Annotated in this window: 25 protein-coding genes and 1 pseudogene; 21 read left to right on the top strand and 5 right to left on the bottom strand. The window is 71.4% G+C overall.

The features are described from left to right. Positions 1-248: 248 nt before the first annotated feature. Positions 249-677, bottom strand: coding sequence for a cold-shock protein (locus tag Vqi01_RS26685; protein ID WP_204037800.1), 429 nt, complete (start codon positions 675-677; stop codon positions 249-251). Between the two features lie 119 nt (positions 678-796). Here Vqi01_RS26685 and Vqi01_RS31095 point away from each other — a divergent pair. Next, a pseudogene (locus Vqi01_RS31095) lies at positions 797-949 on the top strand (IS5 family transposase); the annotation flags it as partial. Between the two features lie 87 nt (positions 950-1036). Here the strand turns inward: Vqi01_RS31095 and Vqi01_RS26690 are convergent. Both Vqi01_RS26690 and Vqi01_RS26695 read right to left on the bottom strand, forming a co-directional pair. Further along, positions 1037-2089, bottom strand: coding sequence for an FAD-dependent oxidoreductase (locus tag Vqi01_RS26690; RefSeq protein ID WP_204037802.1), 1053 nt, complete (start codon positions 2087-2089; stop codon positions 1037-1039). Between the two features lie 76 nt (positions 2090-2165). Next, positions 2166-2981: a MaoC family dehydratase gene (locus tag Vqi01_RS26695; RefSeq protein ID WP_239098691.1), complete on the bottom strand. Its 816-nt coding sequence runs from the start codon at positions 2979-2981 to the stop codon at positions 2166-2168. Between the two features lie 277 nt (positions 2982-3258). Between Vqi01_RS26695 and Vqi01_RS26700 the strand changes: the two genes are divergently transcribed. The 8 genes from Vqi01_RS26700 to Vqi01_RS26735 all read left to right on the top strand — a co-directional run bounded on the left by Vqi01_RS26700 (position 3259) and on the right by Vqi01_RS26735 (position 13314). Further along, on the top strand, positions 3259-4221 hold the full coding sequence (locus Vqi01_RS26700; RefSeq protein ID WP_204037806.1) for an ABC transporter substrate-binding protein: 963 nt from the start codon (positions 3259-3261) through the stop codon (positions 4219-4221). Then, positions 4218-5120: an ABC transporter ATP-binding protein gene (locus Vqi01_RS26705; RefSeq protein ID WP_239098692.1), complete on the top strand. Its 903-nt coding sequence runs from the start codon at positions 4218-4220 to the stop codon at positions 5118-5120. The genes Vqi01_RS26700 and Vqi01_RS26705 overlap by 4 nt, the downstream gene beginning before the upstream one ends. Next, complete coding sequence (locus tag Vqi01_RS26710) at positions 5117-5947, top strand: ABC transporter permease (RefSeq protein ID WP_204037808.1); 831 nt, start codon at positions 5117-5119, stop codon at positions 5945-5947. The genes Vqi01_RS26705 and Vqi01_RS26710 overlap by 4 nt, the downstream gene beginning before the upstream one ends. 70 nt (positions 5948-6017) lie before the next feature. Continuing rightward, positions 6018-8027 carry a hydantoinase/oxoprolinase family protein gene (locus Vqi01_RS26715; protein WP_204037810.1) on the top strand — a complete coding sequence of 670 codons (2010 nt, stop codon included), beginning with the start codon at positions 6018-6020 and terminating at the stop codon, positions 8025-8027. A gap of 4 nt (positions 8028-8031) precedes the next feature. After that, a complete protein-coding gene (locus tag Vqi01_RS26720) occupies positions 8032-9594 on the top strand; it encodes a class I adenylate-forming enzyme family protein (RefSeq protein ID WP_204037812.1) in 1563 nt (520 codons plus the stop codon). Then, the gene (purB, locus tag Vqi01_RS26725) at positions 9594-10952 is read left to right on the top strand and encodes an adenylosuccinate lyase (protein WP_204037814.1); all 1359 of its coding nucleotides are present in this window, start codon (positions 9594-9596) and stop codon (positions 10950-10952) included. The genes Vqi01_RS26720 and purB overlap by 1 nt, the downstream gene beginning before the upstream one ends. Then, the gene (locus Vqi01_RS26730) at positions 10949-11698 is read left to right on the top strand and encodes an enoyl-CoA hydratase/isomerase family protein (RefSeq protein ID WP_239098693.1); all 750 of its coding nucleotides are present in this window, start codon (positions 10949-10951) and stop codon (positions 11696-11698) included. Before purB ends, Vqi01_RS26730 begins: the two co-directional genes overlap by 4 nt. Next, entirely contained in the window at positions 11695-13314 is a 1620-nt protein-coding gene (locus tag Vqi01_RS26735) for a thiamine pyrophosphate-binding protein (RefSeq protein ID WP_204037816.1), read from the top strand. Before Vqi01_RS26730 ends, Vqi01_RS26735 begins: the two co-directional genes overlap by 4 nt. 11 nt (positions 13315-13325) lie before the next feature. Here the strand turns inward: Vqi01_RS26735 and Vqi01_RS26740 are convergent, their stop codons facing one another. Beyond that, a complete protein-coding gene (locus Vqi01_RS26740) occupies positions 13326-14150 on the bottom strand; it encodes an IclR family transcriptional regulator (protein ID WP_239098694.1) in 825 nt (274 codons plus the stop codon). Between the two features lie 168 nt (positions 14151-14318). Here Vqi01_RS26740 and Vqi01_RS26745 point away from each other — a divergent pair, with 168 nt between their 5' ends. From Vqi01_RS26745 to Vqi01_RS26800, 12 genes are read left to right on the top strand one after another with little or no spacing between them, the layout of a single operon-like run. Next, entirely contained in the window at positions 14319-16337 is a 2019-nt protein-coding gene (locus tag Vqi01_RS26745) for a hydantoinase B/oxoprolinase family protein (protein ID WP_204037821.1), read from the top strand. Beyond that, a complete protein-coding gene (locus Vqi01_RS26750) occupies positions 16334-17320 on the top strand; it encodes a DODA-type extradiol aromatic ring-opening family dioxygenase (protein WP_204037823.1) in 987 nt (328 codons plus the stop codon). Before Vqi01_RS26745 ends, Vqi01_RS26750 begins: the two co-directional genes overlap by 4 nt. Then, positions 17313-18152, top strand: coding sequence for a DODA-type extradiol aromatic ring-opening family dioxygenase (locus Vqi01_RS26755; RefSeq protein WP_204037825.1), 840 nt, complete (start codon positions 17313-17315; stop codon positions 18150-18152). Before Vqi01_RS26750 ends, Vqi01_RS26755 begins: the two co-directional genes overlap by 8 nt. A gap of 9 nt (positions 18153-18161) precedes the next feature. Then, positions 18162-18452, top strand: coding sequence for a BMC domain-containing protein (locus Vqi01_RS26760; protein ID WP_204037827.1), 291 nt, complete (start codon positions 18162-18164; stop codon positions 18450-18452). 22 nt (positions 18453-18474) lie between these two features. Continuing rightward, the gene (locus Vqi01_RS26765) at positions 18475-18801 is read left to right on the top strand and encodes a BMC domain-containing protein (RefSeq protein ID WP_204037829.1); all 327 of its coding nucleotides are present in this window, start codon (positions 18475-18477) and stop codon (positions 18799-18801) included. Beyond that, positions 18801-19058 carry a EutN/CcmL family microcompartment protein gene (locus tag Vqi01_RS26770; protein ID WP_204037831.1) on the top strand — a complete coding sequence of 86 codons (258 nt, stop codon included), beginning with the start codon at positions 18801-18803 and terminating at the stop codon, positions 19056-19058. The genes Vqi01_RS26765 and Vqi01_RS26770 overlap by 1 nt, the downstream gene beginning before the upstream one ends. 16 nt (positions 19059-19074) lie before the next feature. Beyond that, complete coding sequence (locus Vqi01_RS26775; protein WP_204037833.1) at positions 19075-20583, top strand: 2-hydroxymuconic semialdehyde dehydrogenase; 1509 nt, start codon at positions 19075-19077, stop codon at positions 20581-20583. Then, complete coding sequence (locus tag Vqi01_RS26780) at positions 20580-21374, top strand: 2-keto-4-pentenoate hydratase (protein WP_204037840.1); 795 nt, start codon at positions 20580-20582, stop codon at positions 21372-21374. The genes Vqi01_RS26775 and Vqi01_RS26780 overlap by 4 nt, the downstream gene beginning before the upstream one ends. Further along, entirely contained in the window at positions 21371-22306 is a 936-nt protein-coding gene (locus Vqi01_RS26785) for an acetaldehyde dehydrogenase (acetylating) (protein ID WP_204037843.1), read from the top strand. Before Vqi01_RS26780 ends, Vqi01_RS26785 begins: the two co-directional genes overlap by 4 nt. Further along, the gene (gene dmpG / locus Vqi01_RS26790) at positions 22303-23346 is read left to right on the top strand and encodes a 4-hydroxy-2-oxovalerate aldolase (RefSeq protein WP_204037845.1); all 1044 of its coding nucleotides are present in this window, start codon (positions 22303-22305) and stop codon (positions 23344-23346) included. Before Vqi01_RS26785 ends, dmpG begins: the two co-directional genes overlap by 4 nt. Further along, entirely contained in the window at positions 23343-24065 is a 723-nt protein-coding gene (locus tag Vqi01_RS26795) for a 2-keto-4-pentenoate hydratase (RefSeq protein ID WP_204037847.1), read from the top strand. The genes dmpG and Vqi01_RS26795 overlap by 4 nt, the downstream gene beginning before the upstream one ends. After that, positions 24062-24496 (top strand): RidA family protein, encoded by a 435-nt coding sequence (locus tag Vqi01_RS26800; RefSeq protein WP_204037849.1) that lies wholly within the window; start codon positions 24062-24064, stop codon positions 24494-24496. The genes Vqi01_RS26795 and Vqi01_RS26800 overlap by 4 nt, the downstream gene beginning before the upstream one ends. Positions 24497-24510: 14 nt before the next feature. On the opposite strand, the gene Vqi01_RS26805 is transcribed toward Vqi01_RS26800, so the two are convergent. Then, entirely contained in the window at positions 24511-25137 is a 627-nt protein-coding gene (locus Vqi01_RS26805) for a hypothetical protein (protein ID WP_204037851.1), read from the bottom strand. Between the last annotated feature and the right edge of the window lie 106 nt (positions 25138-25243).

The raw sequence follows: 25243 nt of genomic DNA on the forward strand, positions 1-25243 counted from the left end.
GGGACAGCATCACCAGACCACCTCGCCTATTGCCGGTCGCTCTTGGCGCCTCCGGGTGGCGATCGGCTGCGGTGAGGGCGGGATCAGCAATACCCGCAGGCGTTTCAGCAATGGCTAGGCGGCCGTCAGCCGGCGGGCGGACACGGCCCTCAGTGCCCGCAGACGCTCCCCGTCACGACCACCGGCTGACCGCCGTGCCGTGCTCGACGGTCAGCCGGCCCAGTACGCCGACGCCATGTCCCCGCCGCTCAGGTCTCTACCCAGCCGTGCTCTCGGGCCAATCGCAGCAGGTTCTCCCGCACAGCGAGCACCTGAGCGCCTGTCAGGGAGCTGGCCTCCTTCAGGAGAGTCTCCGTGACCTCCTGACGGAATTCCGCGTCGCTGAGGACGTCACAGAGCCCGTCGTCGTCCGGCTCGCGGGCGGCCGCCCGCCCCGATACCGTCGGACGACGGGTCGTTTCGGTGCTGGCCCGCCCCAGCACCCGGACCGACGAGGCCTTGAGGCCACCCCGCTCGCTGTCCTCGACGTCGAACTCCACCGCCACGCCAGGCTTGATGTACGCCCGTTCCGCACCCAGGTCGTTGATGTGCACGAACACGTCTTCCCCGCCGCCGTCCGGTGCGATGAAGCCGTACCCACGTGCTTCGTCGAACCGCAGAACCTTGCCCTTTACCACCGCCAACTCCCCACATCCGCCTCAATGCCATTCTTACGTGTCACGGTATTCGTAGCGGCGACAGACCCGCACTACGGTGCGGCTAAACGCCTTGCCCGCGTCGCGCGCGCTCATCCACCCGGCGGCGAGCCCGTGACCATGAAGCCCTGCCCGACAACTCCGCCAGCATGATCCGCATTGCGATGATCGACAACCTCACCAAACGCACCACCAACGAAGCCACCCCAACCTGGCGAGAGAACCGAAGGCGGCATCACTCGCAAAGTAAGTGAATCACACGCCCTCCCAGATCCCGACCAGCGTCGCTGGTCCGTCTCCCAGCCGCACCTGCCCTTGCCGGATCCACCGTCGCCGAGCGGTCAGACCGGGGCGGGCGCCGCCAGAAGAGCGCGCAGTTCGCGGACCGCTGCCCGCCCGGCGCGGTTCGCGCCGACTGTGCTCGCGGAGGGTCCGTAGCCGACCAGGTGAATCCGCGGGTCGGCGGTCACCCGGGTGCCGTCCACGACGATGCCGCCGCGGGGCCCCCGCAGCCGCAGCGGGGCCAGGTGGTCGAGCGCCGGCCGGAAGCCGGTGCACCAGAGGATGACGTCCACGTCCTGCGCCGCGCCGTCGCGCCACTGGACGCCGTCGGGGACGATCCGGTCGAACATCGGCCGGCGTAGGAGGAGACCGCGTTCCCGGGCTTCGAGCAGCTGCGGTGTCCACGACAGCTCGGTCGCGCTGGCGATGCTGCCCGGGGGCAGTCCGGCCCGTACCCGTGCCTCCACCTTGGCGACCACCTCGCGTCCGTAGTCCGGCGTGAACGGGCCGTCCCGGAACACCGGCGGCCGGCGGGTGACCCAGGACGTCGCCGCCGCGACCTCGGCGATCTCGACCAGGAGCTGCACGGCCGACGTTCCGCCCCCGACGACAACCACCCGCTTGCCGGCGAATTCCGCCGGTCCCCGGTAGTGGGCGGTGTGCAGCTGCCGCCCGTGGAACGTTTCCTGTCCGGGGTAGTACGGCACGAACGGCCTGGTCCACGTTCCAGTGGCGTTGATCAGCGCCCGGGCGGCCCAGGTGCTGTTGCCGGATTCGACGAGGAGTCGTCCGTCACGGGCGTTCCGAACGGCCGTGACGGCGACCGGCCGCTGCACGTCGATGCCGAATTCCCTCTCAAAGGCGGCGAAGTAGGCCGGCACCGCGTCAGCGGCTGGTTCGTCCGGCGACGGAGGCGTGAAGCGCATGCCAGGCAGGTCGAAGATGCCGTGCACGGTCGCCATGCGCAGCGTCGGCCACCGGTGCTGCCAGGCCCCGCCGGGTGCCGGGTTGGCGTCCAGGACAGCGAAGTCAAGACCGGAGGAGCGCAGGTGGTACCCGCTGGACAGCCCCGCCTGTCCGGCGCCGATAACCACCACATCCGTCTCCAGCATGTGCTGGGATAACGTCTCAGGCTCACCCGGGCCTTCCCACAGGCGATGGATCTCACACCGCAGGAAGCGGAATACTTCACCCAGGGGAAGCAGGCGTCTGGCCTCGCAGTTGCAGTACGCCCCGGTCCAGGACGAGCCGGCCGCGACCGTCCACCGCTTGGAACAGCGCACCCGCCGGGTGTTGCCACACCAGCACCGTGAGGGTGTCGCCGGGAAACAGCGGGGCACTGAACCGGGCGCTGATCCGCTGCACCCGGTCGGGGTCTGCGCCGGCGACGGTGTGCAGCAGGGCTCGCCCGGCGAAGCCGTACGTACACAGCCCGTGCAGGACCGGGCTGGGCAGTCCGGCGTGGGCGGCCACCGCCGGATCGGAGTGCAGCGGGTTGCGGTCGCCGTTGAGCCGGTAGATCAGTGCCTGGTCGGGGCGGATCGGGTAGGTGACGGTGTGCTCGGGGTGCCGCGCCGGGCGTCGCCATTGCGCCGTTGGTGCGCGCCGGCCGTCGAAGCCGCCAGCGCCGATGACGAACATCGCCCGTTCGACGGTGGCCACTGGCGTTCCGTCGATGTCCTGAATCTCTGATCGGTGGTGAAGAAGCATGCCGCTGGTCTGGTCGTACACGCCGGTTACGACGGCGGTGGCGCGGGCCTGTCCCGCCGGTGGGAGCGGCCGGTGCAGGGTCAGGGTCTCGCCGGCGTGCCGGACGGCCGCCGGGTCGCCGAGGTAGGGCGGGTCGGCTGCGAGCAGGGTGGCGAAGGTGGGCAGCACGGCATGCGGGTGGCCGGTGGAGTTCTCGGTGGTGAACCGGAGTTCGCTTGCGGGGTCGCCCTGTCCGGCACCGACGCCGAGGGCATAGAGGATCGTGTCGGTGGCGGTCCAGGACCGCTCGACCACCGTCCGGGCGATCGAGCCATCGACACTGTGAGTAATCGATTTGGGAAAGCTTTCGGCCTGCGGTGTTTGCGAGCTCGCCGCATCAAGTGACCTGTTCAGGTACTTCATGGTCGTACCTCCTCGGTGTCGGGCGTGAAGTGGGAAAGCCCGTCGCCCGCCTACTCTCTGTTGCAAGAGCAGTCGGGCTGGAGCCCTTGACGTTGTGACCCGCCTCGCAGTACCGTCCCACATTAAGCAACCATGACCACAATATGAGCCGCATAAGTCTGGGGTAGCTATGAGAATGCGAGCTTTGCGGGCCGGGGCCGCAGCCCTGCTGATGACCGTCGCCGTGACCGCGTGCGCCGAGAACCAGTCCCTCGGCGAGTCCGACGGCGACGGCGCCGCAACCTCCGCCGTGGTCAACTTCGGGGTCGGCGTCGACCCGGCGTACTCGCCGATCTACCTGGCCGATCAGGAGAAACTCTTCGAGAAGGCCGGCCTGAACCTGACCGTCACCCAGTACCAGGAGGGGACCGGCGGCCTCGACGCGATCCTGGCCAAGCAGGGCCAGATCACGGCCAGCACCGAGTCGAGCCTGCTCAACCGGGCCACCCGCGGCGACATCAAGGGCCTCGCGGTCTTCTCGCAGTCGCCGAGCTTCATCAAGCTCGTCGCGCGCTCCGGCATCACCGACGTCGTCGGCATCAAGAAGTACGGTGTCGTGCCGGGGACCGTGAACGAGTACGCGACCAACAAGGTGCTCGACAGCCAGGGCATCAGCCGGGACTCGGTGGAGTTCGTCAACGCCTCCCCGGCCGAGATGCCGGCGCTGCTGCAACGCGGCGACGTCGACGGCTACATCATGTGGGAACCGTGGCCGTCGCGGGGCGTCGCCAATGGCGGCAAGGTGCTGCTGACCAGCGGAGACATCGGATACGTCTACAACCTGGTGATCGGTGTCGACGGCGCCTGGTACGAGGCCAACAAGGAGACGGCCAAGAAGGTCGTCGACACCATCGGCCAGGCGTGCGAGCAGCTCACGGCCGACCCGGCCAAGGCCGGCACGGTGACCGAGACCGCGATCAAGGTGCCGGCGGCCGAGGCGCAGACCCTCCTGGAGGGGGTGCAGTGCCAGGTCCGTGACTTCACCGACGAGGACATTCAGCGCTACGGCGAGATCGCTCAGTTCCAGGAGGACAGCAAGATCGTGAACCAGAAGGCCGACGCGGCGGCCGTCATGATCAGGGGAGTGGCGTGACGGGCTCCGGCTCCCCGGTGTCCGTACGCGACGTCGACATCCGGTTCGGTGACTTCGTGGCGGTCCGTCAGGCGAACCTGGACATCGGCGCCGGGGAGTTCGTCTGCCTGCTCGGGCCGAGCGGATGCGGGAAATCCACGCTGCTCAACGCGATCGCCGGGTTCGTCATCCCGGTGAACGGCGAGGTGACCTGCGGGGACACCCGCGTCACCGGACCGGACGTGTCACGCGGCGTGGTCTTCCAGAGCGCCGAGGCACTCTTCCCGTGGCTGACCGTACGGCAGAATGTCGCCTTCGGCCCGCGGATGCGCGGCGTCGGGAAGGCGCAGCGGGCCGCGGCCGTCGACCGCTACCTGGCCATGGTCGGGCTCAGCCACAGCGCCGACCGGTTCCCGGCCCAGCTCTCCGGCGGCATGCGCCAGCGGGCGCAGCTGGCCCGGGTGCTGGCCAACGAGCCGTCGGTCGTGCTGATGGACGAGCCGTTCGGCGCGCTGGACGCGCAGACCCGACTGGTGATGCAGGTCGAACTCGACCGGATCTGGCGGGAGACCGGGGCGACGATCGTCTTCGTCACCCACGACATCGGCGAGGCGATCCTGCTTGCCGACCGCATCGTCACGATGACCGCCGGCCCGTCGGCGGGGATCAAGAACGTCTACCCGTGCGACCTGCCGCGGCCGCGGGATCTGACCGATCCGGCGAGCGCGGCGCTCTTCCGTCAGTTGCGCGAGGACATCGGCGCCGAGGTGGCCCGCACCCTGCGGGCCCAGGGCCTCGACGACGGACACGACGGCGGGGCGGCGGGTGATCCCGCCGGCCCGGCCGGCGCCGGAACCGTCCCGCCCTCGGGGGTCAACGGCGTACGGCTGGCCGACGGCGATCGGAGGGCATTGCGATGAGCGTGGATGTCCGTACGGTTCCGGAGAAGCTGAGCCGGAGCACGCCCGCGCCGGCCCGTCGGCGCGGACGCTGGCGCCGGCTGACCCGCGTCGGGCTGGGAGCCCTGTCGGTGCTGCTCGGCATCGCCATCTGGGACCTGGTCAGCCGCAACTACACCGCGTTCTTCCTGCCCTCGCCGTTGCTCACCTGGCAGGGCGCGGTCGAACTGGTCCGGGACGGCACGCTGTGGGATTCGGTCACCGCCTCGTCGACGCGGATCCTGACCGGCTGGGCGCTCGGCGTCGTCATCGGCGTACCGGTCGGCCTGCTGATGGGCTGCGTGCCGTGGCTGCGGCTCATGCTGGACCCGTACATCCAGTTCTTCCGGTTCGTGCCGCCGATCGCTTTCGTCACGCTGGCGATCATCTGGCTCGGGCCGGGAGAGGCGTCAAAGGTCGCGCTGATCTTCTACACCACGGTCTTCATCGTCGCGCTCAACACGCTCGCCGGGGTGCTCTCCGTCGACGAACTGCGACTACGGGCAGCCCGGGCACTCGGTGCCAACCCGGTCCGCACCCTGGTCTCGGTGGTGTTGCCGTCGACCGTGCCGCACGTGGTTACCGGCGCCCGGCTGGCCATGGGCAACTCGTTCCTGACGATCGTCTCCGCCGAGATCGTGGCCGCCCAGAGCGGGCTCGGATCGCTGATCTGGACCGCCCGCAACTACGCCAAGACCGAATGGGTCTTCGTCGGCATCATCGCCCTCGGCCTGCTCGGCTACCTCTTCGACTGGATCCTGCGGATGGTCACCAGCAAGACCCTGCGCCGGTACGGCGTCAACTTCTAGCCAGGCCCGCGACCGCGGGCCGGCGACGGCCGCCCGGAACCGCGCGCCCACCACTACCGAAAGGCTCGCCATGCTGTGCATCGGCGTCGACATCGGTGGCACCTTCACCGACGTCATCGTGTACGAGCCGGCCACCGCCCGGCTCGCCGAGGCCAAGACCCTGTCCACCCCGGACGATCCGGCCGCGGCCATCTTCGAGGGGCTGGCCAAGCTCGGCGTACGCCTCGACGAGGTCGAACGCTTCGTCCACGGCACCACCAGGGTCACCAACGCGCTGTTGGAAGGCGCCGGCGAGCCGGTCAGCGTCATCGCCACCGAAGGCTTCCGCGACGTACTGGAGATGGGGTTGGGGCACCGCCCGCAGCTCTACAGCGTCAAGGAGGTGGCGCGCACGCCGCTGGCCCCGCGCCGGCTGCGGCACGTGCTGCGGGAGCGGATCGGCGCCGACGGCGGCGTGGTACGGCCACTGGACCCGGGCGACCTCGACGCCGTGCTCGACCGGGTGGCCGCGGCCGGGCCGAAGGCCGTCGCCGTCTGCCTGCTGCACTCCTACCGCAACCCGGCGCACGAGCGGGCGGCGGCGGCCCGGCTCGCTGAGCGGTACCCGGGCCTGGTCTGCACGATCTCCTCGGATGTGGTGCCCGAGCAGGGCGAGTACGAGCGGTTCGCGACCACGGTGCTCAACGCCAGCGTCCGGTCGACGGTCGCCGACTACCTGCGCCGGCTCGGTGCCGCGCTGGCGACCGGCGGCTACACCTACCCGCTGTCGATCATGACCAGCAGCGGCGGCGTCGTCTCCACCGAGGAGGCCGGCCGGCTGCCGATCAACCTGGCCCTGTCCGGTCCGGCCGGTGGCGTCGCCGCCAGCGTGCACCTCGCCGGCCTGGCCGGCTACCCGAACGTGATCACCTGCGACATCGGTGGCACCAGCACCGACGTCTGCCTGATCAAGAACGGCACCCCGTTGATGACCAACGATGGGAAGATCGCCGGATACCCGAACCGCACCTTCCAGGTCGAGATCAACACGATCGGCGCCGGCGGCGGCTCGATCGCCTGGCGGGACCTCGGCGGCGAACTGCGGATCGGGCCGCGCAGCGCCGGTTCGACCCCGGGCCCGGCCGCGTACGGCCGCGGTGGCACCGAACCGACCACCACCGACGCCCACCTGGTCGTCGGCCACCTCGACCCGAAGGAGAGCCTCGGTGGTGAGGTGAGCCTCGACGTCGACGCCGCACGCGCGGCCGTCGGGCGGCTCGCCGCCGAGTTCGACCTCGACGACCTGGAACTGGCGCACGGCATCCTCCGGATCGCCACGATCAAGATGACCAGCGCGATCAAGGAGATCTCGGTGGCCTGCGGGCACGATCCCCGCGACTTCGTGCTGATGCCCTTCGGCGGTGCCGGCCCGATGCACGCCACCGCGCTCGCCGACGAACTCGGCATCCGTCGGGTGCTGGTGCCGCCGGTCCCCGGCAACTTCTCCGCGCTCGGCTTCGTCACCGCCCAGGCCCGGCACGACTACGTGCGTACCGTGCTGGTGCCCGCCGACGAGGCGGGGCTGGCCACCGTACGCGGCGTCGTCGCCGAACTGCGTGACGTGGCCCGGGCCCAGCTCAAGGCCGAGGACGGTGTCGAAGCCGACCAGGTCACGTTCGGCCTGTCGGTCGGCATGCGGTTCCGGGGCCAGTCCTTCGACCTGGCCGTCCCCGTCGACGACGTGCCGGCGACGGCCGACGAGCTGGTGGCGGCGTTCCACACCGCCTACGCCGAGCGGTACGCGTATGCCCGCTCCGGGCACCCGGCCGAGATCGTCAACTGCCGGCTGACCGCGTTCGGCCCCCGCCCCGCCGTACGGTTCACGGCGCCGGCCGGCGGCTCGCCGCAGCCGGACCGGACCCGGATCTACGGCCCGGCCGGCTGGGTCGACGCCACCGTCTGGCGCCGTAACGAGCTGACCCCCGGCTACGCGGTGCCCGGCCCGGCAGTCGTCCGCGAAAGCGGCAGCACCACCGTCGTCGGTGCCGGCTGGACCGCCACCGTCGACGAGCACGGGTACCTGCTGCTCACCCGGGAGTGACCCGGTGACGCCACCCGCCCTCGACGCCACCGTCCTGGACCGCGCCGCTCGGCAGCCGGACCGACCCCTCTATCTGTTCGACGAACTGGACCGGCCGGTGTCGGCCGGTGAGTTCGCCGACCTCGCGGGCCGCGGCGCGGCCGTCCTCGCCGCACTCGGCATCGGGCGCGGCGACCGGATCGCCGTGTGGGCCGAGAACGGCCTCGGCTGGCTGCTCCTGCTCGCCGCCGCAGCCTGGCGGGGCGCCGCCCTGGTGACCCTGCATCCCGGCCTGACCACACCGGAACTGACCGCGGCGCTGGCCCGCAGCGGTGCGCGCCGGCTCTTCGCAGCCGAGCGGGTCCGCGACCGCGACGGCCGGGCCACCGCCGCCGAGGCGGTCGCCGGGCTGCCGGTGGACGCCCGCCCGGACGGCTGGCACGCGTTCGGCGACGACCTGGCCGGGCTGCCCGGCTGGGCCGACCCGGCGCCGGCACCGGCCGGGCACCCGGACGCGGTGCTGAACATCCAGTTCACCTCGGGCTCCACCGGCCCGGCGAAAATGGTCTCGCTCAGCGGCCGCAACCTGATCACCAACGCGGAGTGGACGGCCGCCGCAGCCGGAATCGGCGCCGACGACCGAATCGCCTCGCCGCTGCCGCTGGCGCACGCGGCCGGCCTCAGCAGCGGTGCCGTACTGGCCCTGGTCACCGGTGCGCTGTGGGTGTCGGCCCGCCGGTTCCGCTCCGACACGGTGCTGGCCCAGATCGCCCGGCACCGCTGCACCGTGCTCCAGGCCGTACCGACGATGGCGACGATGCTCGCCGACCGGGTCGAGGCCGAACCGGAACGTTTCGACCTGTCTTCGCTGCGGCTCGGGTTCCTCGGCGGTGCCCCGTGCGCCCCGGCGCTGCTGGCCCGCACCCGGCAGGTGCTCGGGCTTAACCGGATCGCGGTGATCTACGGGCAGACCGAGGCCGGCCCGACGATCAGCGTCGACCCCGGCGACGGTGGTTGCGGCCTACCCGGCAGCACCGTCGGCCGCATCCTGCCGGCCCTGTCCGCCACCGTGGTCGCCCCCGGAACCCGGACCGAACTGCCCGCCGGTGAGCCCGGTGAGCTGCTGGTACGCGGCGAGTCGGTGACCGCCGGCTACGTCGACGACCAGGAGGCCACGCGGGCTGCGATCACGCCCGACGGCTGGCTGCGCACGGGTGACCTGGGCGCGCTGAGCGCCGATCGGATCTTCACCCTCACCGGCCGGATCAAGGAACTGATCATCCGGGGTGGCGAGAACGTCAGCCCGGCGGAGGTGGAGGCGGCACTGCTCGACGACCCGACCGTCGCCCAGGTCTGCGTACTCGGGGTGCCGTCGCCGCGCTGGGGCGAGGAGGTCGCTGCCCTCGTCGTCCCCACCGCCGGCACCGACCCCGACCCCGACCGACTCACCCGGGTCGCCGCCGCCCGGCTGGCCCGACACAAGGTGCCGACGCTGATCCGGACGGTGCCGGACCTGCCGTTGCTGCCCTCCGGCAAGGTCGACCGGCGCGCCGCGCTCGGCCTGCTCACCGAAGAGGGGGACAACTGATGCAAATCGGCTCGTGTTTTCTGGACTCGCTGACCGTCACCAGCTTCTTCGGCAACGCGGAGATGCGCGGGGTCTTCAACGACCGGCAGCTCATGCAGTCCTGGCTCGACGTCGAGGCGGCCCTGGCTCGCAGCCAGGCCAGCCTCGGCATCATCCCGACGGCCGCCGCGCAGGCGATCACCGACGCGGCCCGGCTCGACCGGCTCGACACCGCGGTCCTCGCCGCCGACGCCGCCGACACCGTGCACCCGCTGGTGCCGCTGGTGCGGGCACTGACCGCCGCCTGCCCCGGCGACGCCGGCCGGTACGTCCACCTCGGCGCGACCACCCAGGACGTGATGGACACCGGTTTCGTGCTGTGCGTGCGGGCCGGACTGGACATCGTCGCCCGCCAGGTCGACGAGCTGGTACGCATCCTGCGTCGGCTCGCGTTGCGGCACCGCACCACCCCGATGCCGGCCCGTACGCACGGACAGCAGGCGCTGCCGACCACGTTCGGGCTGCGCTGCGCGGTGTGGCAGAGCGAGTTGCAACGACACCGGTCCCGGTTGGCCCAGATGCGCGAGCGGCTGCTGGTCACCAGCATGGGCGGTGCCGCCGGCACGATGGCCGGCTACGGCCCTCAGGCGTTCGCGCTGGAACGCGCCGTGGCCGCCGAACTCGGCCTCGGGGTGGCCGACACCCCGTGGCACGCCACGTCGGACCGCTTCGCCGAGTGCCTGATGGTGCTCGGGCTGATCGCCGCCAGCGCCGAGAAGCTGGCCCGGGAGGTCTACTTCCTCGGTCGGACCGAGGTCGGCGAGGCGTACGAGCCGCAGCGGGCCACCCAGATCGGCAGCAGCACCATGCCGCACAAACGCAACCCGATCCGGTGTGAGGCGGTCATCGCCGCCGCCGGCACGCTGCGTGCCCAGGTGCCGCTGGCGTTGCAGACCATGATCTCCCAGGACGACCGCGACATGGGCGTCGGCATGACGCTGTGGAAGCTGCTGCCGGAGTGCTTCATCCTCATCGGCGGCGCCCTGGAACGGCTCGTCGAGGTCTTCGGCGACCTCGGCGTCAACCCGGACCGGATGCGGCTCAATCTGGACCTCACCGGTGGCCTGGTGCTCTCCGAGGCGGTCATGCTCCGCCTCGCCGGCCCGCTCGGCCGCGAGCAGGCCCACCACCTGGTGATGCGGATCGTCCGGGACAGCCTGGAGCAGAACCGGCCGTTCGCCGAGGTGCTGCGCGCCGACCCGCAGGTGGCCGCCGCCCTGCCCGGCACCGAACTCGCCGGGCTGCTCGATCCCCTGTCGTACGTCGGCCACGCCGCCGCGCTGGTCGACCGCGCCCTACTGGACTCGGAGTCGCCGTGACCGCTGAACACTCCGTGCTGCTGCACCGCTCCGGCCGCCTGGCCCGGGTGACCCTGCACCGGCCGCACAAACGCAACAGCTTCGACCTGGCGATGCTCGCCCGGTTCGAGGACGTGCTGCATGAACTCGGCCGGGACCGGGCGGTCGAGGTGGTGGTGCTCACCGGCGAGGGTACGGCGTTCTGCGCCGGCACCGACCTGCACGAGTTGGCCGGCCTCGACGCCGAGACCACGATGCACGTCCAGCGGCGTACCGCCGAACTGGTCGAACGCTGGTACCGGCTGGAACAGACCACGGTCGCCGCCTTCAACGGGCCGGCGATCGGCTCCGGGGCCGTGCTCGGGCTCGCCAGCGACCTGCGGGTCGCGGCCGACAGCGCGTTCTTCACCTTCCCGGAGGTGACCTTCGGCATCCCGCTGACCTGGAGCGGCATGGCGATCCTCGCCGATCTGGTCGGTGCCGACCTGGCCAAGCGCTGGCTGCTGCTCGGCGAGCGGGTCGACCCCGCCGACATGCTCGCCCTACGCCTGGTCACCCGGGTGGTCGACGCGGCCGGGCTGCCGGACGCCGTCGCCGCCATCGTCGACCGGCTGCTGGCCACCTCGGCAGTCGGCCGCTCGATGACCAAGCGGGCCGCCCGGCTGGCCGGCCCCCGGTTCGACGCGGCGGCCAACGACTCGTACCTCGGCGCGTTGAGCGTGGCGCTGCGGTCGCCCGGTGACTACCTGCAACGGGATGCGCGATGAAGGTACGCGAGGCGATCGCCGACGCCGTCGTCGCGCACGGTGGCGACACCGTCTTCGGCCTGCTCGGCGACGCCAACATGTTCCTGGTCGCCGACCTGGTGAACCGGCATGGCGTCCGGTTCGTCGCGGCCCGCAACGAGAACGCCGTGGTGATGATGGCCGACGGGTACGCCCGCGTCACCGGGCGCTGCGCGGTCGTCACCGTCACCCAGGGGCCGGGGCTGGCCGTCGCCGGGGCCGCGTTGACGATCGCCCGGCAGGCCCGCACCCCGCTGGTGCTGATCGCCGGGGACACCCCGCCCGGCGACCCGCTGCACGTGCAGCACTTCGAGCAACAGCCGTACGCGCTGGCGACCGCGGGCACGTTCGTGCCGGTGACCAGCGCCGGGACCGCCGCCCGCGATGTCGGGCTGGCCTTCCGGGCGGCCCGGGAACTGCCCGGCCCGGTCGTGCTGAACGTGCCGCTCGACCTCCAGGAGGAACCGGTGCCGGCCGGCCCGATCCTCCCGGTGCCGGCGGCGCCCCGCCCGCCGCTGCCGCTCGTGCCGGATCCCGCCGCCGTCGAGGCGCTCGCGCAGCGCCTGCGGACGGCACGCCGCCCGGTGCTGCTCGCCGGGCGGGGCGCCGAACCGGCCGCCGCCGCGATCAAGGATCTCGCCGACCGGTGTGACGCGCTGCTCGCCACCACGCTGATGTCCGCCGGCCTGTTCGCCGGGCATCCGTACGACCTCGGGGTGGCCGGCGGGCTGTCCCGGCCGCTGACCCGGCGGGTGCTGGCCGGTGCGGACCTGGTGGTCACCTTCGGGGCCAACCTCAACCGGTGGACCGCCGACCACGGCACCCTGTTCCCAAACGCGGCGGTCGTCAGTGTCGACGTGGACCCGGCGGCGATCGGAGCACGTTGGCCGGTGACCGGTGGCGTGATCGGCGACGCGGGCGAGACCGCGCGGGCGCTCTCGGCGCTGCTGCCGCCGCTGTCGCGGCCGCACTGGCGGAGCGGGGAACTCGCTGCCGAGCTGGCCGTGGCCGACCCGTTCGAGGGACTCGACATCCGCTCCACCGCGGACCTGATCGATCCGCGGGCATTCATCCGGATCTGCGCCGATCGGCTGCCGCGGGAGCGGACCACCGTGGTCGGCGTCGGTCACTTCGGTGGCTGGCCCAACCTGCTGCTCGACTCGGCCGCCACCGATCGGTCGTTCGTCGCGCCATGGGAGTTCGGCAGCATCGGCGTCGGACTGCCGTTCGCGGTCGGCGCCGCCATCGGCCGCCCGGACCGACCGGTGGTCGCCTTCGAGGGCGACGGCAGCCTGTTCACCGGACTCGGCGAGCTGGACACCCTGGCCCGGGTCGGCGCACCCGTGCTGCTGGTGGTCCTCGACGACGCCGCGTACGGCGCGGAGGTGCGCAAACTCGCCCCGCGCGGGGTGGATCCGCAGCTGGCCCGGTTCCCCGGCCGGGACCTCGCCGCCGTGGCCCGCGCGCTCGGGGTGCCGTCATGGACGGTCACCGACGAGGCGGGCGCGCGGGCGGCCTTCGACGCGGTGCTGCCGCTGACCGGCCCGGCGCTGCTGCACGTGAAGGTGCACCCCGACGTGGTGCAGGAGAAGTTTTGACCGACAGCCTCTCAGTCGCCCCAGACCTCGCCGAAGCCGTACCCGAGCTGCCGGGACAGCTCGTCGGCGGTCCGGCGGGCCGCCGCGGCCAGTTTCTCCACCCGCTCGCCGTCGAGGCGGAAGATCGGGCCGGAGACGCTGATGGCCGCGGTCACCCGGCCGCGACGGTCGCGCACCGGCGCGGCCACGACGCGCAGTCCCTCCTCGCTCTCCTGGTCGTTGAGCGCCCAGCCCTGCTCACGAACCACCGCCATCCGGGACACGAACGTGTCGAGGTCGGTGATCGTGTTGCCGGTCAGGGCGGTGAACGGTGCGGTGGCGAGCGTGGCCCGCAGCGTGGCGTCGTCCTGGTCGATCAGCAGGGCCTTGCCGGCCGCGCTGCACCACAGCGGGATGCGCCGGCCGAGCCGGGAGACGAGTTGCAGGTTCCGGGTGCCCTGGACGACGTGGATCGAGATCGCGTCGAGGCCCTCCAAGACGGAGAGGTTGACGCTCTCGCCCTCGTCCTCGGCCAGCCGTTGCACCAGGGGCCGGGCGAGGGCGTGCAGGTCGAGGCCGGCCAGATAACGTGCGCCGAGTTCGAAGACCGCCACGCCGAGCCGGTAGTTCCCGTTCTCCTCGTTGCGCTGGAGGAAGCCGGCGTCGGCCAGCGCCCGGAACAGCCGGCTGGCGGTCGACTTGTGTAGGCCCAGTTCCCGGCTGACGTCGCTGACCTTGCGTTCGGTCTCGCTGCCGCAAAAGGCGAGCAGCACGCTGAGCGCGCGGTCCAGCGCCTGCGTGCCGGGCTCGCGGGGAGCGGGCTCGTCGTCCGGGGTGGCGTCAGTGGCGTACCGCATCTTGCTTCCCACCTTCTCGGTTGCTAGGTTCCATAATATAACTCTAGGACCACAATCTGAGCCAAGTCAGGGTGGTCTCTCCGAAACGCCCGGCTTACGCACGCTGATCCACCCAGATGGTCCGTTCTCCCGCCCCCGGGATCGAGCCGGAACCAGTGAGGCATCCGCATGACTATGAACCCGATCGACCTGGAAGTCGTCACCGAAGGTCTCATCTCGATCGTCCGGGAGATGCGACAAACGATCTTCCGTACCGCGCACTCGCCGGTGATCGCCGACGCGCAGGACTTCTCCTGCGCGCTGTTCGACCCGCAGGGGCAGATGGTCGCCCAGGGGCGGGACATGCCCGGCCACGTCATCGCCATGCCGGCCTCGGTCGCCGAGATCTTCGCCGACTTCGCCGACGAGATGCGCCCCGGCGACCTCTACATCGTCAACGACCCCTACCGCGGCGGCAGCCACCTCAACGATGTCACGCTGATCAGCCCGGTCTTCATCGACGGCCAGCTCTTCCTCTTCCCCTGCGTCCGCATGCACTGGGCGGACATCGGCGGGATGACCCCGGGCAGCGTCTCGGGGCAGGCCACGGAGATCCTCCAGGAAGGGCTGCGGATCCCGCCGATCAAGCTGATCGAGGAGGGCCGGCCCAACCGCGCCGCGTTCGACATCGTCTTCGCCAACGTCCGGATGGCCGACGAGCGCCGCGGCGACCTCGAATCCAGCATCGCCGCCTGCCACACCGCGGAACGCCGGCTGCGGGAACTCGTCGCCCGACACGGCACCGACCTCGTCCTCGAAGCCGTCGCCGCCAACATGGACCGCACCGAGCAGCGACTGCGCGACATGATCCGGGCCCTGCCCGACGGCACCTACCACTACGAGGACTACCTCGACCTCTACACCGACGGCCGGTACGACGCCGCCATCGTCCGCTGCCGGCTCACCGTCGACGGCGACGAGATCGAAGCCGACTTCCGCGACTCGTCGGCCCAGGTCGCCGCCGTGGTCAACTCGTCGCGGGCGATGACCGTCGCCGGCGTCTTCATCGCCGTCAAGTCCGCCCTCGACCCCGGTGGCCTGGTCAACCACGGCGCCTTCCGCCCGCTGCGGGTACACACCGAACCCGGCACCGTCGTACACGTCAGCTATCCCGCGCCGGCCAACGCGCACAGCGAGGTCCGCAAGCGAGTCATCTCCGCCGTCATGGCCGCCCTCAGCCAGGTGGCCCCCGACCTCATCGCCGCCGACCAGTTCGGCACCACCTTCCAGAACCTCATCGGCGGCATCGACGAGCACACCGGACGGCCATACCTCTACTACGACTACCCGGCCGGCGGCAACGGCGGGTTCCTCGAATCCGACGGGCCCAGCGCGATGAATCCCGTCGACCTCGGCGACATCTCCACCATCCAGTCCGTCGAACGCCTGGAGACCGAGATCCCGATCCTCATCGAGGCGTGCGAACTGCGCACCGGTTCCGGCGGTGACGGGGCACGTCGCGGCGGCCTCGGCAGCCGCCGGGAAACCCGCCTGCTCGCCAGCGGCGGCGCGTACTCCGTACAGACCGACCGGACCACCGTCCCACCGTACGGGCTGCGGCACGGCGGCCCCGGCGCACCCACCGTCACCTACCTACGGCGCCCGGACGGCGAGCGCGTCGACTTCGCCACCCCCGGCAAGGTCGCCGGCTTCCCGATGCGCGAAGGGGACGTCCTGGTGATGGAGTCCGCCGGCGGCGGCGGCTGGGGCGACCCGCTCGAACGCCTGCCCGAGGAGGTCGCCGAGGACGTGGCCCAGGAATACCTGACCGCCGAGGACGCCCGGCAGCGCTACGGCGTCGAACTCGACCCCGCCGGACAGGCCGACCCGGCCGCGACCGCCGCCACCCGGCGGCGACTGCGCGAAGCACGGCGTTGGCTGCGGACCATCGTCACCGCCAGCCCGGCCTACACCGGCCACCGCGGGCGGCGACGGCTGGCGTACGTCGCGCCCGGCAGCGGCCTCGCCGAGGACACCCTCGTCGAGCTGCACGGTGGACACCCGGCCCCGCTGCGCGCCTGGGTCCGGCACGACGCGGCACTGGCCGCGGACGAAATCGCCCTCGACGACGACGGGCTTCGGATTCTCGGCACCGCCCCGCACGACCGTTCCTACGTGCGGGTGCTGGCCGGAGGAGGAGAGGCATGAGCAAGGTCTTCCGAGTGCCGCTGATGCCGGCCCGCGGCAGCAGCGGCACCACCAACGCCCCGCGGACCCCGCAGCCGGCCGCGGCGTCGGCGCGGCCCGGCATCGTCGCCGGTTGCCTCAGCCCGCATCCACCACACCTGATCTACGGCGAGAACCCGCCGCAGAACGAGCCGCGCTCCACCGGCGGGTGGGAGACGCTGCGCTGGGCGTACGAGCGACTGCGCGCCCGCATCCGCGAGGTGCACAAGCCGGACGTGCTCATCGTCCACGCCCCGCACTGGATCACGATGGTCGGCCACCACGTCAACTGCGTACCGAACCCGCGCGGCCTCTCCGTCGAACCGATCTTTCCGCACCTGTTCCGCTACCGGTACGACTTCCGTACCGACGTGGAACTCGGCGAGGCGATCGCCGACGAGGCCAGCGGACTCGGCCTGGTCACCCGCAAGATGCGCGATCCCCGGGTACGCGTCGACTACGCCACCATCGGTGCCCTGCACCTGGCCAACCCGTCCTGGGACATCCCGGTGGTCTCGCTGTCGGCCAACAACAACCCGTACTTCTACTCCGACGCCTCCCTCGAGGAGATGGAGGTCCTCGGCGAAGCCACCCGGCGGGCCGTCGAGGCCACCGGCCGCCGGGCCGTGCTGCTCGCCTCCAACTCCCTGTCACACCTGCACTGGCACGAGGAACCCGAACTGCCCGAGGACATGGAACGGGAACACCCGTACAACAACCACCAGTACCGCTGGGACATGAAGCTGCTCGAAGCGATCCGGCGCGGACCCACCGCTCCGCTGCGCGAACTCATCCCTGAACACATCGAAGCGACCGCCTCCGAGACCAAGGCCGGCAGCCTCACCTGGATGCTCGCCGCGATGGGCTGGCCCAAGGTCGCCGGCGACGTGCTCGGCTACGGCACGATCATCGGCACCGGCAACGCCGTCGTGGAATGGCTGCCCGAGGGGAGCCACCATGGCTGACCGGACCGGGATCGTCGCCGGGGCGCTGCTGCCCGGCATGCCGCACCTGCTCGCCGAGGAACCGGCGCCAAGTTGGTCGGCGCTGGCCGACGCGGCCCGCGACGTCGGCGCCCGGCTGCGCCGGCTCGACCCCGACGTGGTGCTGCTGCTGTCGACCCAGTGGTTCACCGTGCTCGGCCACCAGTTCCAGTGCGACCCCAACCCGCGTGGCGAACACGTCGACGAGAACTGGTACGCCTACGACTACGGCCTGCTCGACTACGACCTGCGCTTCGACGTCGACTTCACCGAACGCTGGGCCGACCGGGTCCAGGCCGACGGGATGCAGGCCCGGCGGACCCGCTACGAAGGGTTCCCGATCGACACCGGCACCATCGTCACCTCGACGCTGCTCGATCCCGACCGCAGACTGCGCTGGGCACAGGTCTCCTGCAACCTCTACGCCGGCGCCGACACCCTCGCCGACGTCGGCCGGGCCGGTGCCGCCGCCGCCCGCGACGCCGGCCTGCGCGCCGCCGTCGTCGTCGTGACCGGGCTCTCCTCCGGTCTCATCCAGCAGTGGATCGAACCCCACCAGGACCGCATCGGCGAACCCGGCCACGACCAGTGGAACACCCGGATCCTCGACCTGCTCACCGCCGGCAAGATCGACGAGGTGCTCGCCGTACGCGAGGACTTCGCCCGGCAGGCGCAGGCCGACAGCCAGTTCCGCGCGCTGGCCTTCGCCGCCGGCGCCCAGGCGGCCACCGGCCCGGCGCACCTGCACGCGTACGGCCCGATCTGGGGCACCGGCGCCGCCGTCCTGTCCTGGAACCTGCCCGATTATCAATAAGGAGGAACAATGCGCAACCCGGCCGTGGGCTTCGTCGAAGCCGAAGGCTTCACCCCCATCTTCGACGCCGTCGACGCGATGGTGAAGGCCACCGAGGTCGAGGTGACCAAGGTCGTCCGGCTCGGCGGCGGAATCGTCGCGGTCGCCGTGCGCGGCGACCTCGCCACCGTCGAGGAGGCCATCGACATCGGCGAGGAGACCGCGCGGGCCAAGAGCCGTTCGGTGCGTTCCATCGTCTTCGCCAGCCCCTGCGACGCCGTCAGCGCCCTGGCGGCCGAGCCCCAGCTCGTCGGCAACTGACAGCCGGTAAGGAGAACCAGACATGTCGTCCGACATCGCGATCGGAATCGTCGAGACCCGTGGCGTCGTGGCCCTCTCGGCGGGCATCGAAGCCATGATCAAGACCGCCGACGTACGGTGCGTCGGCGTCGAACGGGTCACCAGCGGCTACCTGGCCGTCGCCGTGCGGGGCACCCTCGCCGCCGTCCGCCAGGCCGTCGCGGCCGGTGAGGCCGCCATCCGCGCCCACGGCGAACTGCGTAGCTCGCAGGTCTACCCGAAGCCCCACCCAACCACCGCCGCGCTGCTCGACAACCCGGACACCGCCCGGATCCGCGAGGTCATGGCCGGCCTGCGGGGAGAAAGCTGATGGTGCTCGGCGAGGTCGTCGGCAAGGTGTGGGCGGACCGCATCCTGGCCCCGCTCCAGGGCCGGCGGCTCGTCCTGGTCCGGGTCCGGCCCGACGGCCCCGACCTGGTGGCCGTCGACCCGCTGAACGTCGGCGTCGGCACCACCGTCCTGGTCGTCACCGACGAGGCGGCGGCCGCGGTCACCGGCGAGAACACCGTCGACGCGGCCGTCGTCGCCCTGGTCGCCGACGCGGGCTCCGCACCCCACACCACCTGACCGGGAGGTACGCATCATGACCAGGCTCTGGTCCCCGACCCTGCTCGCCGGCCGACCGGACGGCGAGCCGAGCACACTGCCGAACTACGTCGGCGGCCGGTTCGACACCTCCGGTAGCCGGTTTGCCAAGCTCTCCCCCGTCACCGGGGACACCATCCGGTACGTCACCGAGGCCGACGAGTCCACGGTGGACGCCGCGGTCGGTGCGGCGCGCGCGGCGGTGCGGGGGCCGTGGGGCCTGATGGGTGAGCGGGAACGGGCCGCGGTGCTGTACCGGATCGCCGACGAGTTGGAGCGCCGCTTCGACGACCTGGTGGCGGCGGAGGTCGGGGACACGGGCAAGTCGGTGGCGCAGGCGCGGACGTTGGACATCCCGCGGGGCGCGGCGAACTTCCGGGCGTTCGCGGAGATCGCCTCGACGACGCCCACGGAGACGTTCACGACCGTCACGCCGGCCGGCGGCCGGGCGCTGAACTACGCGGTGCGCAAGCCGGTGGGGGTGGTGGGGGTGATCGTGCCGTGGAACCTGCCGCTGCTGTTGTTGACGTGGAAGATTGCCCCGGCCCTCGCCTGCGGAAACGCGGTGGTGGTGAAGCCCTCGGAGGAGACACCGTCCTCGGCGACGCTGCTGGCGGAGGTGATGGCGGCGGCCGGGGTACCTGACGGTGTCTACAACGTGGTGCACGGGTTCGGGCCGGGGTCGGCGGGTGAATTCCTGAGCCGCCACCCGGGCGTGGACGCCATCACCTTCACGGGCGAATCGGCGACCGGCGAGGCGATCATGCGGGCCGCCGCCGACGGGGTGAAGGCGGTGTCGTTCGAGCTGGGCGGCAAGAACGCTGGCCTGGTCTTCGCCGACGCCGACCTGGACGCGGCCGTCGAGGGCTCGGTGCGCTCCAGCTTCACCAACGGTGGCCAGGTGTGCCTCTGCACAGAGCGGTTGTTCGTGCAGCGCCCGGTGTTCGACGAGTTCGTAGCCCGGTTGGCCAGGCGCGCTGACGAACTGGCCTTCGGATGGCCGGCGGACGAGACGACCGGCACCATGCCGCTGATCTCGCACCAGCACCGGGAGAAGGTGCTGGGCTACCACGATCTGGCGCGTGCCGAGGGCGCAACGGTGCTGGCCGGTGGAGGTGTGCCGGAGTTCGGCGACGGCCGGGACGGTGGCGCGTACGTGCGACCGACGGTCTGGACCGGCCTGGGTCCCGACGCCCGCGTCAACCGCGAGGAGGTCTTCGGGCCGGTGTGCCATGTAGCTCCCTTCGACGACGAGGACGAGGCGTTCGCCCTTGCCAACGACAGCGAGTACGGCCTGGCCGCAACGGTCTGGACGCGTGACATCGGTCGGGCGCACCGGGCTGGGCAGCGGCTGGAGGCGGGAATCGTGTGGGTCAACACGTGGTTCCTGCGGGACCTGCGGACTCCGTTCGGCGGGATGAAGGCGTCCGGCGTCGGCCGCGAGGGCGGCACCCACTCACTCGCCTTCTACTCCGAACTCACCAACGTCTGCGTGGACCTGTCATGACCGATGTAGCCCGGGCAGCCGATGTGCTGCGGTCGGCGTACGAGAGCCGTGTCCCGATCGCGCCGCTGCGCGGTGACCTGCTGCCGCTCGGGGACGTCGACGCCGCGTACGCGGTGCAGCAAGCGCAGGTGGACGACTGGGTGGCGGCCGGTCGGCGTCGGATCGGGGCGAAGATCGGGTTGACGTCGGCCGCGGTGCAGCAGGCGTTCGGTGTCTACCAGCCGGATTTCGGGGTGCTCTTCGCCGACATGGCGGTCCCGGACGGCAACGAGGTCGACCTGGGCGCGCTGATGCAGCCGAGGGTGGAGGCCGAGGTGGCCTTCGTGCTCGGCGCCGACCTGCCGTTCGAGCGCGTGACGGCGGCCGACGTCATCCGAGCGACCGACCACCTCCTGCCCGCGATCGAGGTCGTGGACTCGCGCATCGCCGACTGGGACATCTCGATCGTGGACACGGTCGCGGACAACGCCTCGTCCGGTCTGTTCGTGCTCGGCAACCAGCCCCGCCGACTGTCGGACGTGGACCTGCGGCTGGCCGGCATGGTGTTGGAGCACGCCGGTGAGCCGGTGTCCGTCGGTGCCGGGGCGGCGTGTCTCGGCAACCCGGTACACGCCGTCGCGTGGCTCGCCGGCACGCTCGCCGCTGCCGGTGCTCCTCTGAGCGCCGGGGACGTGGTGCTGTCCGGGGCGCTCGGTCCGATGGTGCCGGTCACCGCCGAGGGCGGGTACGAGGCGCGCATCTCCGGCCTGGGGTCGGTCCGAATCAGCTTCGGTACGAAGGAGGAGGCGTGAGCACCGGTGTGGCGGTGATCGGGTCGGGCAACATCGGCACCGACCTGATGATCAAGGTGTTGCGGTTGTCGGAATCGTTGCGAATGGTGGCGATGGTCGGCATCGACCCGGACTCCGACGGTCTCGCGCGGGCCCACCGTCTCGGTGTGGCCACGACCGCCGAGGGCATCGACGGGCTGCTGGCGATGCCGGAGTTCGCCGACGTGCGGGTGGTGTTCGACGCGACATCGGCGGGTGCGCACCGCCGGCACGCGGAGTTGCTGCGTGAGCACGGCCGACTGGTGGTGGATCTGACCCCGGCCGCTGTCGGGCCGTACGTGGTGCCGCCGGTGAACCTCGACGAGCATGTCGGTGAGCCGAACGTGAACATGGTGACCTGTGGCGGTCAGGCCACCGTGCCCGTCGTCGCCGCGGTCGGGCAGGTGACGCCGGTGGCGTACGCCGAGATCGTGGCGTCCATCGCGTCGCGGTCGGCGGGGCCGGGGACGCGGGCGAACATCGACGAGTTCACCGAGACGACGGCGCGGGCGATCGAGGTCGTCGGCGGCGCCCGCCGGGGCAAGGCGATCATCGTTCTCAACCCCGCCGAACCACCGCTGCTGATGCGCGACACCGTGTACTGCCTGTGCCCCGATCGTGACCTCGACCGCGACGCCGTCACCGCGTCGATCGAAGCCATGGTCGCCACCGTCGCCGAGTACGTCCCCGGCTACGGGCTCAAGCAACGGGTGCAGTTCGACGACGTGTCCGGGCACGTGCCGGCGCTGGGTGGGACGTTCACCGGGGTGCAGGTGTCGGTGTTCCTGGAGGTGTCCGGGGCCGGGCACTACCTGCCGGCGTACGCCGGAAACCTGGACATCATGACCTCGGCCGCGCTGCGGACGGCGGAGCGGATGGTGGCGTTGCGAGCCGAGCAGGGGGTGCCGGCATGAACCTCTACATCCAGGACGTGACGTTGCGGGACGGGATGCACGCCGTCCGGCACCAGTTCACCGTCGACCAGGTCCGGTCGATCGCCGCCGCCCTGGACGCGGCGGGGGTCGCCGCGATCGAGGTCGCGCACGGCGACGGTCTGTCCGGCTCCAGCGTCACCTACGGCCACGGCGCCGCGTCCGACGCGGACTGGATCAGCGCCGCCGCCGAGGCGGTCACCAACGCCAGGCTGACCACGCTGCTGCTGCCCGGCATCGGCACCATCGCGGACCTGAAGGCCGCCCGCGACCTCGGGGTGACCAGCGTCCGCGTCGCGACGCACTGCACCGAGGCGGACATCTCGGCGCAGCACATCGGGTGGGCACGCGAGAACGGCCTGGACGTGTCCGGGTTCCTGATGATGTCGCACATGAGCGATCCCCGGAGCCTGGCGGCACAGGCGAAGCAGATGGAGTCGTACGGCGCCCACTGCGTGTACGTCACCGACTCCGGCGGCCGGCTGCTGATGCGCGACGTCGCCGAACGCGTCGACGCGTACCGGCAGGTCCTCGACCCCGACACCCAGGTCGGGATCCACGCCCACCACAACCTCTCCTTCGGCGTGGCGAACAGCGTCGTCGCCGTGGAGCACGGCACCACTCGGGTGGACGCGTCGCTGGCCGGGCACGGCGCGGGCGCCGGCAACGCGCCCCTGGAGGTCTTCGTCGCCGTCGCCGAACTGCACGGTTGGGAACACGGCTGCGACGTGTTCGCGCTGATGGACGCCGCCGAGGACCTGGTCCGGCCACTGCAGGACCGGCCGGTCCGGGTCGACCGCGAGACCCTGACCCTGGGCTACGCCGGGGTGTACTCAAGTTTCCTGCGACACGCCGAACGGGCGTCGGACCGCTACGGGATCGATGTCCGCTCGATCCTGGTCGAACTCGGTCGCCGCCGAATGGTCGGCGGACAGGAAGACATGATCGTCGACGTCGCGCTCGACCTGCTCGCCGCCACCGGCGAGCAGCACCCGGGCGCAACGACTGGAGAGGACCGATGAGCACCATCGCACAGATCGCCGCACGCCTCGATGGCGCCGCGACCCGCCGTACCCCGACCGCCCAGTTCAGCGCCGACACCGGGCTGGACGTGCCCACCGCGTACCAGGTGCAGCGCGCCGTTGTCGCGCACCGCACGGCGCGGGGTGAACGTCTTGTCGGGTTGAAGCTGGGGCTGACCAGCCGCGCCAAGATGACGCAGATGGGTGTCGACGAGGTGATCCTGGGACGGCTCACCGACGCCATGCAGATTCCTGACGGCAGCACGATCGCGCTCGATGACCACATCCACCCGAAGGTCGAACCGGAGGTCGCCTTCCTCATCGAGGGCGGCGCCATCGCAGCGGTCGCGCCCGCGATGGAGATCATCGACTCCCGCTACGTCGACTTCCGCTTCACGCTTCCCGAGGTGATCGCCGACAACACCTCGGCGAGCGGCTTCGTGCTCGGCGCCTGGCAACCGGTGCCGGAGGGAATCGACAACCTCGGAGTGCTGCTGGAGTTCGACGGGCAGACCGTCCAGACCGGGTCGACGGCGGCGATCCTCGGCGACCCGCGCCGGGCCCTGCCGGAGGCGGCCCGGCTCGCCAGTTCGGAGCTGACGGACGGCTCGGTGCTGCTCGCCGGTGCGGCGACGGCCGCCGTGCCGTTGCGGGCCGGCGTCCACGTCCGGGTCACCGTCGACCGGCTCGGCACCGCGTCCTTGCGGGTGGCGCCGTGACCGGCCGCGATGACGCCGCGACCGGCGGCCTCGTGGCCGGCAAAGCGACGCCGCGCGGCCGGTTCCCGCACGTCAAGGTCGCCGGTGGGTTCGTCTACGTCTCCGGTACGTCGAGTCGCCTGCCGGACAACACGATCGCCGGCGCCACCGTGGACGCGATGGGCACCACCAGCCTCGACATCCGGGTCCAGACCCGGGCGGTGATCGAGAACATCCGCGACATCCTGCACTCCGTCGGCGCCGATCTCACCGACCTCGTCCAGGTCACCAGTTACCTGGTCAACATGAACGACTTCGGCGGCTACAACGAGGTCTACGCCGAATACTTCGACGAGACCGGCCCCACCCGCACCACCGTCGCCGTACACCAACTGCCGCACCCGCACCTGCTGATCGAGATCCAGGCGGTGGCGTGGCGTCCTCCCCGGTGAGGGCCGCCTGGCATCTACACCTGGGCTGGCCTGATGCGGGGTGAGCCAGCCCAGCGGGGCCGGCGCGACACCACAATGATGATCAGAATCAGAGACAGCAGGGGCATGGGGTGGCCGAGGACGAGGGCAAGCGCCAGTTCAGCCAGCCCACCCAGGACGGTGGCGACGAAGGCCCACCTCGGCCCCGTTCCCGCAGCGGCCCGACGGCCCCTGCGCACCGTGCCCCACGGCTTCCGTACGGAAAGCCAGCCCTGGAACGCGATCGCACTCGCCATCAGCGCCGTACCGATGACCAGAGGTAGCGAGGGCCCGGTGGCCAGCGCCGGCGACAGCACGAATATGCCGAGGTACACCTGGACCATGCTGATGGCGAACTTGATCAGCACCCACCAGTGGAGGAAGAAGCCCCACGGGGTGGCGGCCGCGAGCACGATTCCGGTGCAGGCCGAGACACCAGCCATGGGAGCGAGCAGGCGGCCGTCGACCTGGTGCGCCATGGAGGTCGCCGCGTCGCGGGCGGCGGGGAGGTCGGCGGCAAGGCCGACGGCGAGGAGCACGCACAGCGTCATGGCCTGCGCCATCCACCCCACTGAGGTGAGGATGTGCAACCAGACGGTGAGCTGCCGCCAGCGCTTGGTCATACATCGATGGTTACAGTACGGCGGGCCAGCGTCATCGGAGGAAACCCGGGAACCGGGGCCAGGGTTCTCCCGGACATCCGCGATGCCCTGACCGTCGTGCGGGACG

Source organism: Micromonospora qiuiae (assembly GCF_016863555.1).
GTDB lineage: Bacteria > Actinomycetota > Actinomycetes > Mycobacteriales > Micromonosporaceae > Micromonospora > Micromonospora qiuiae.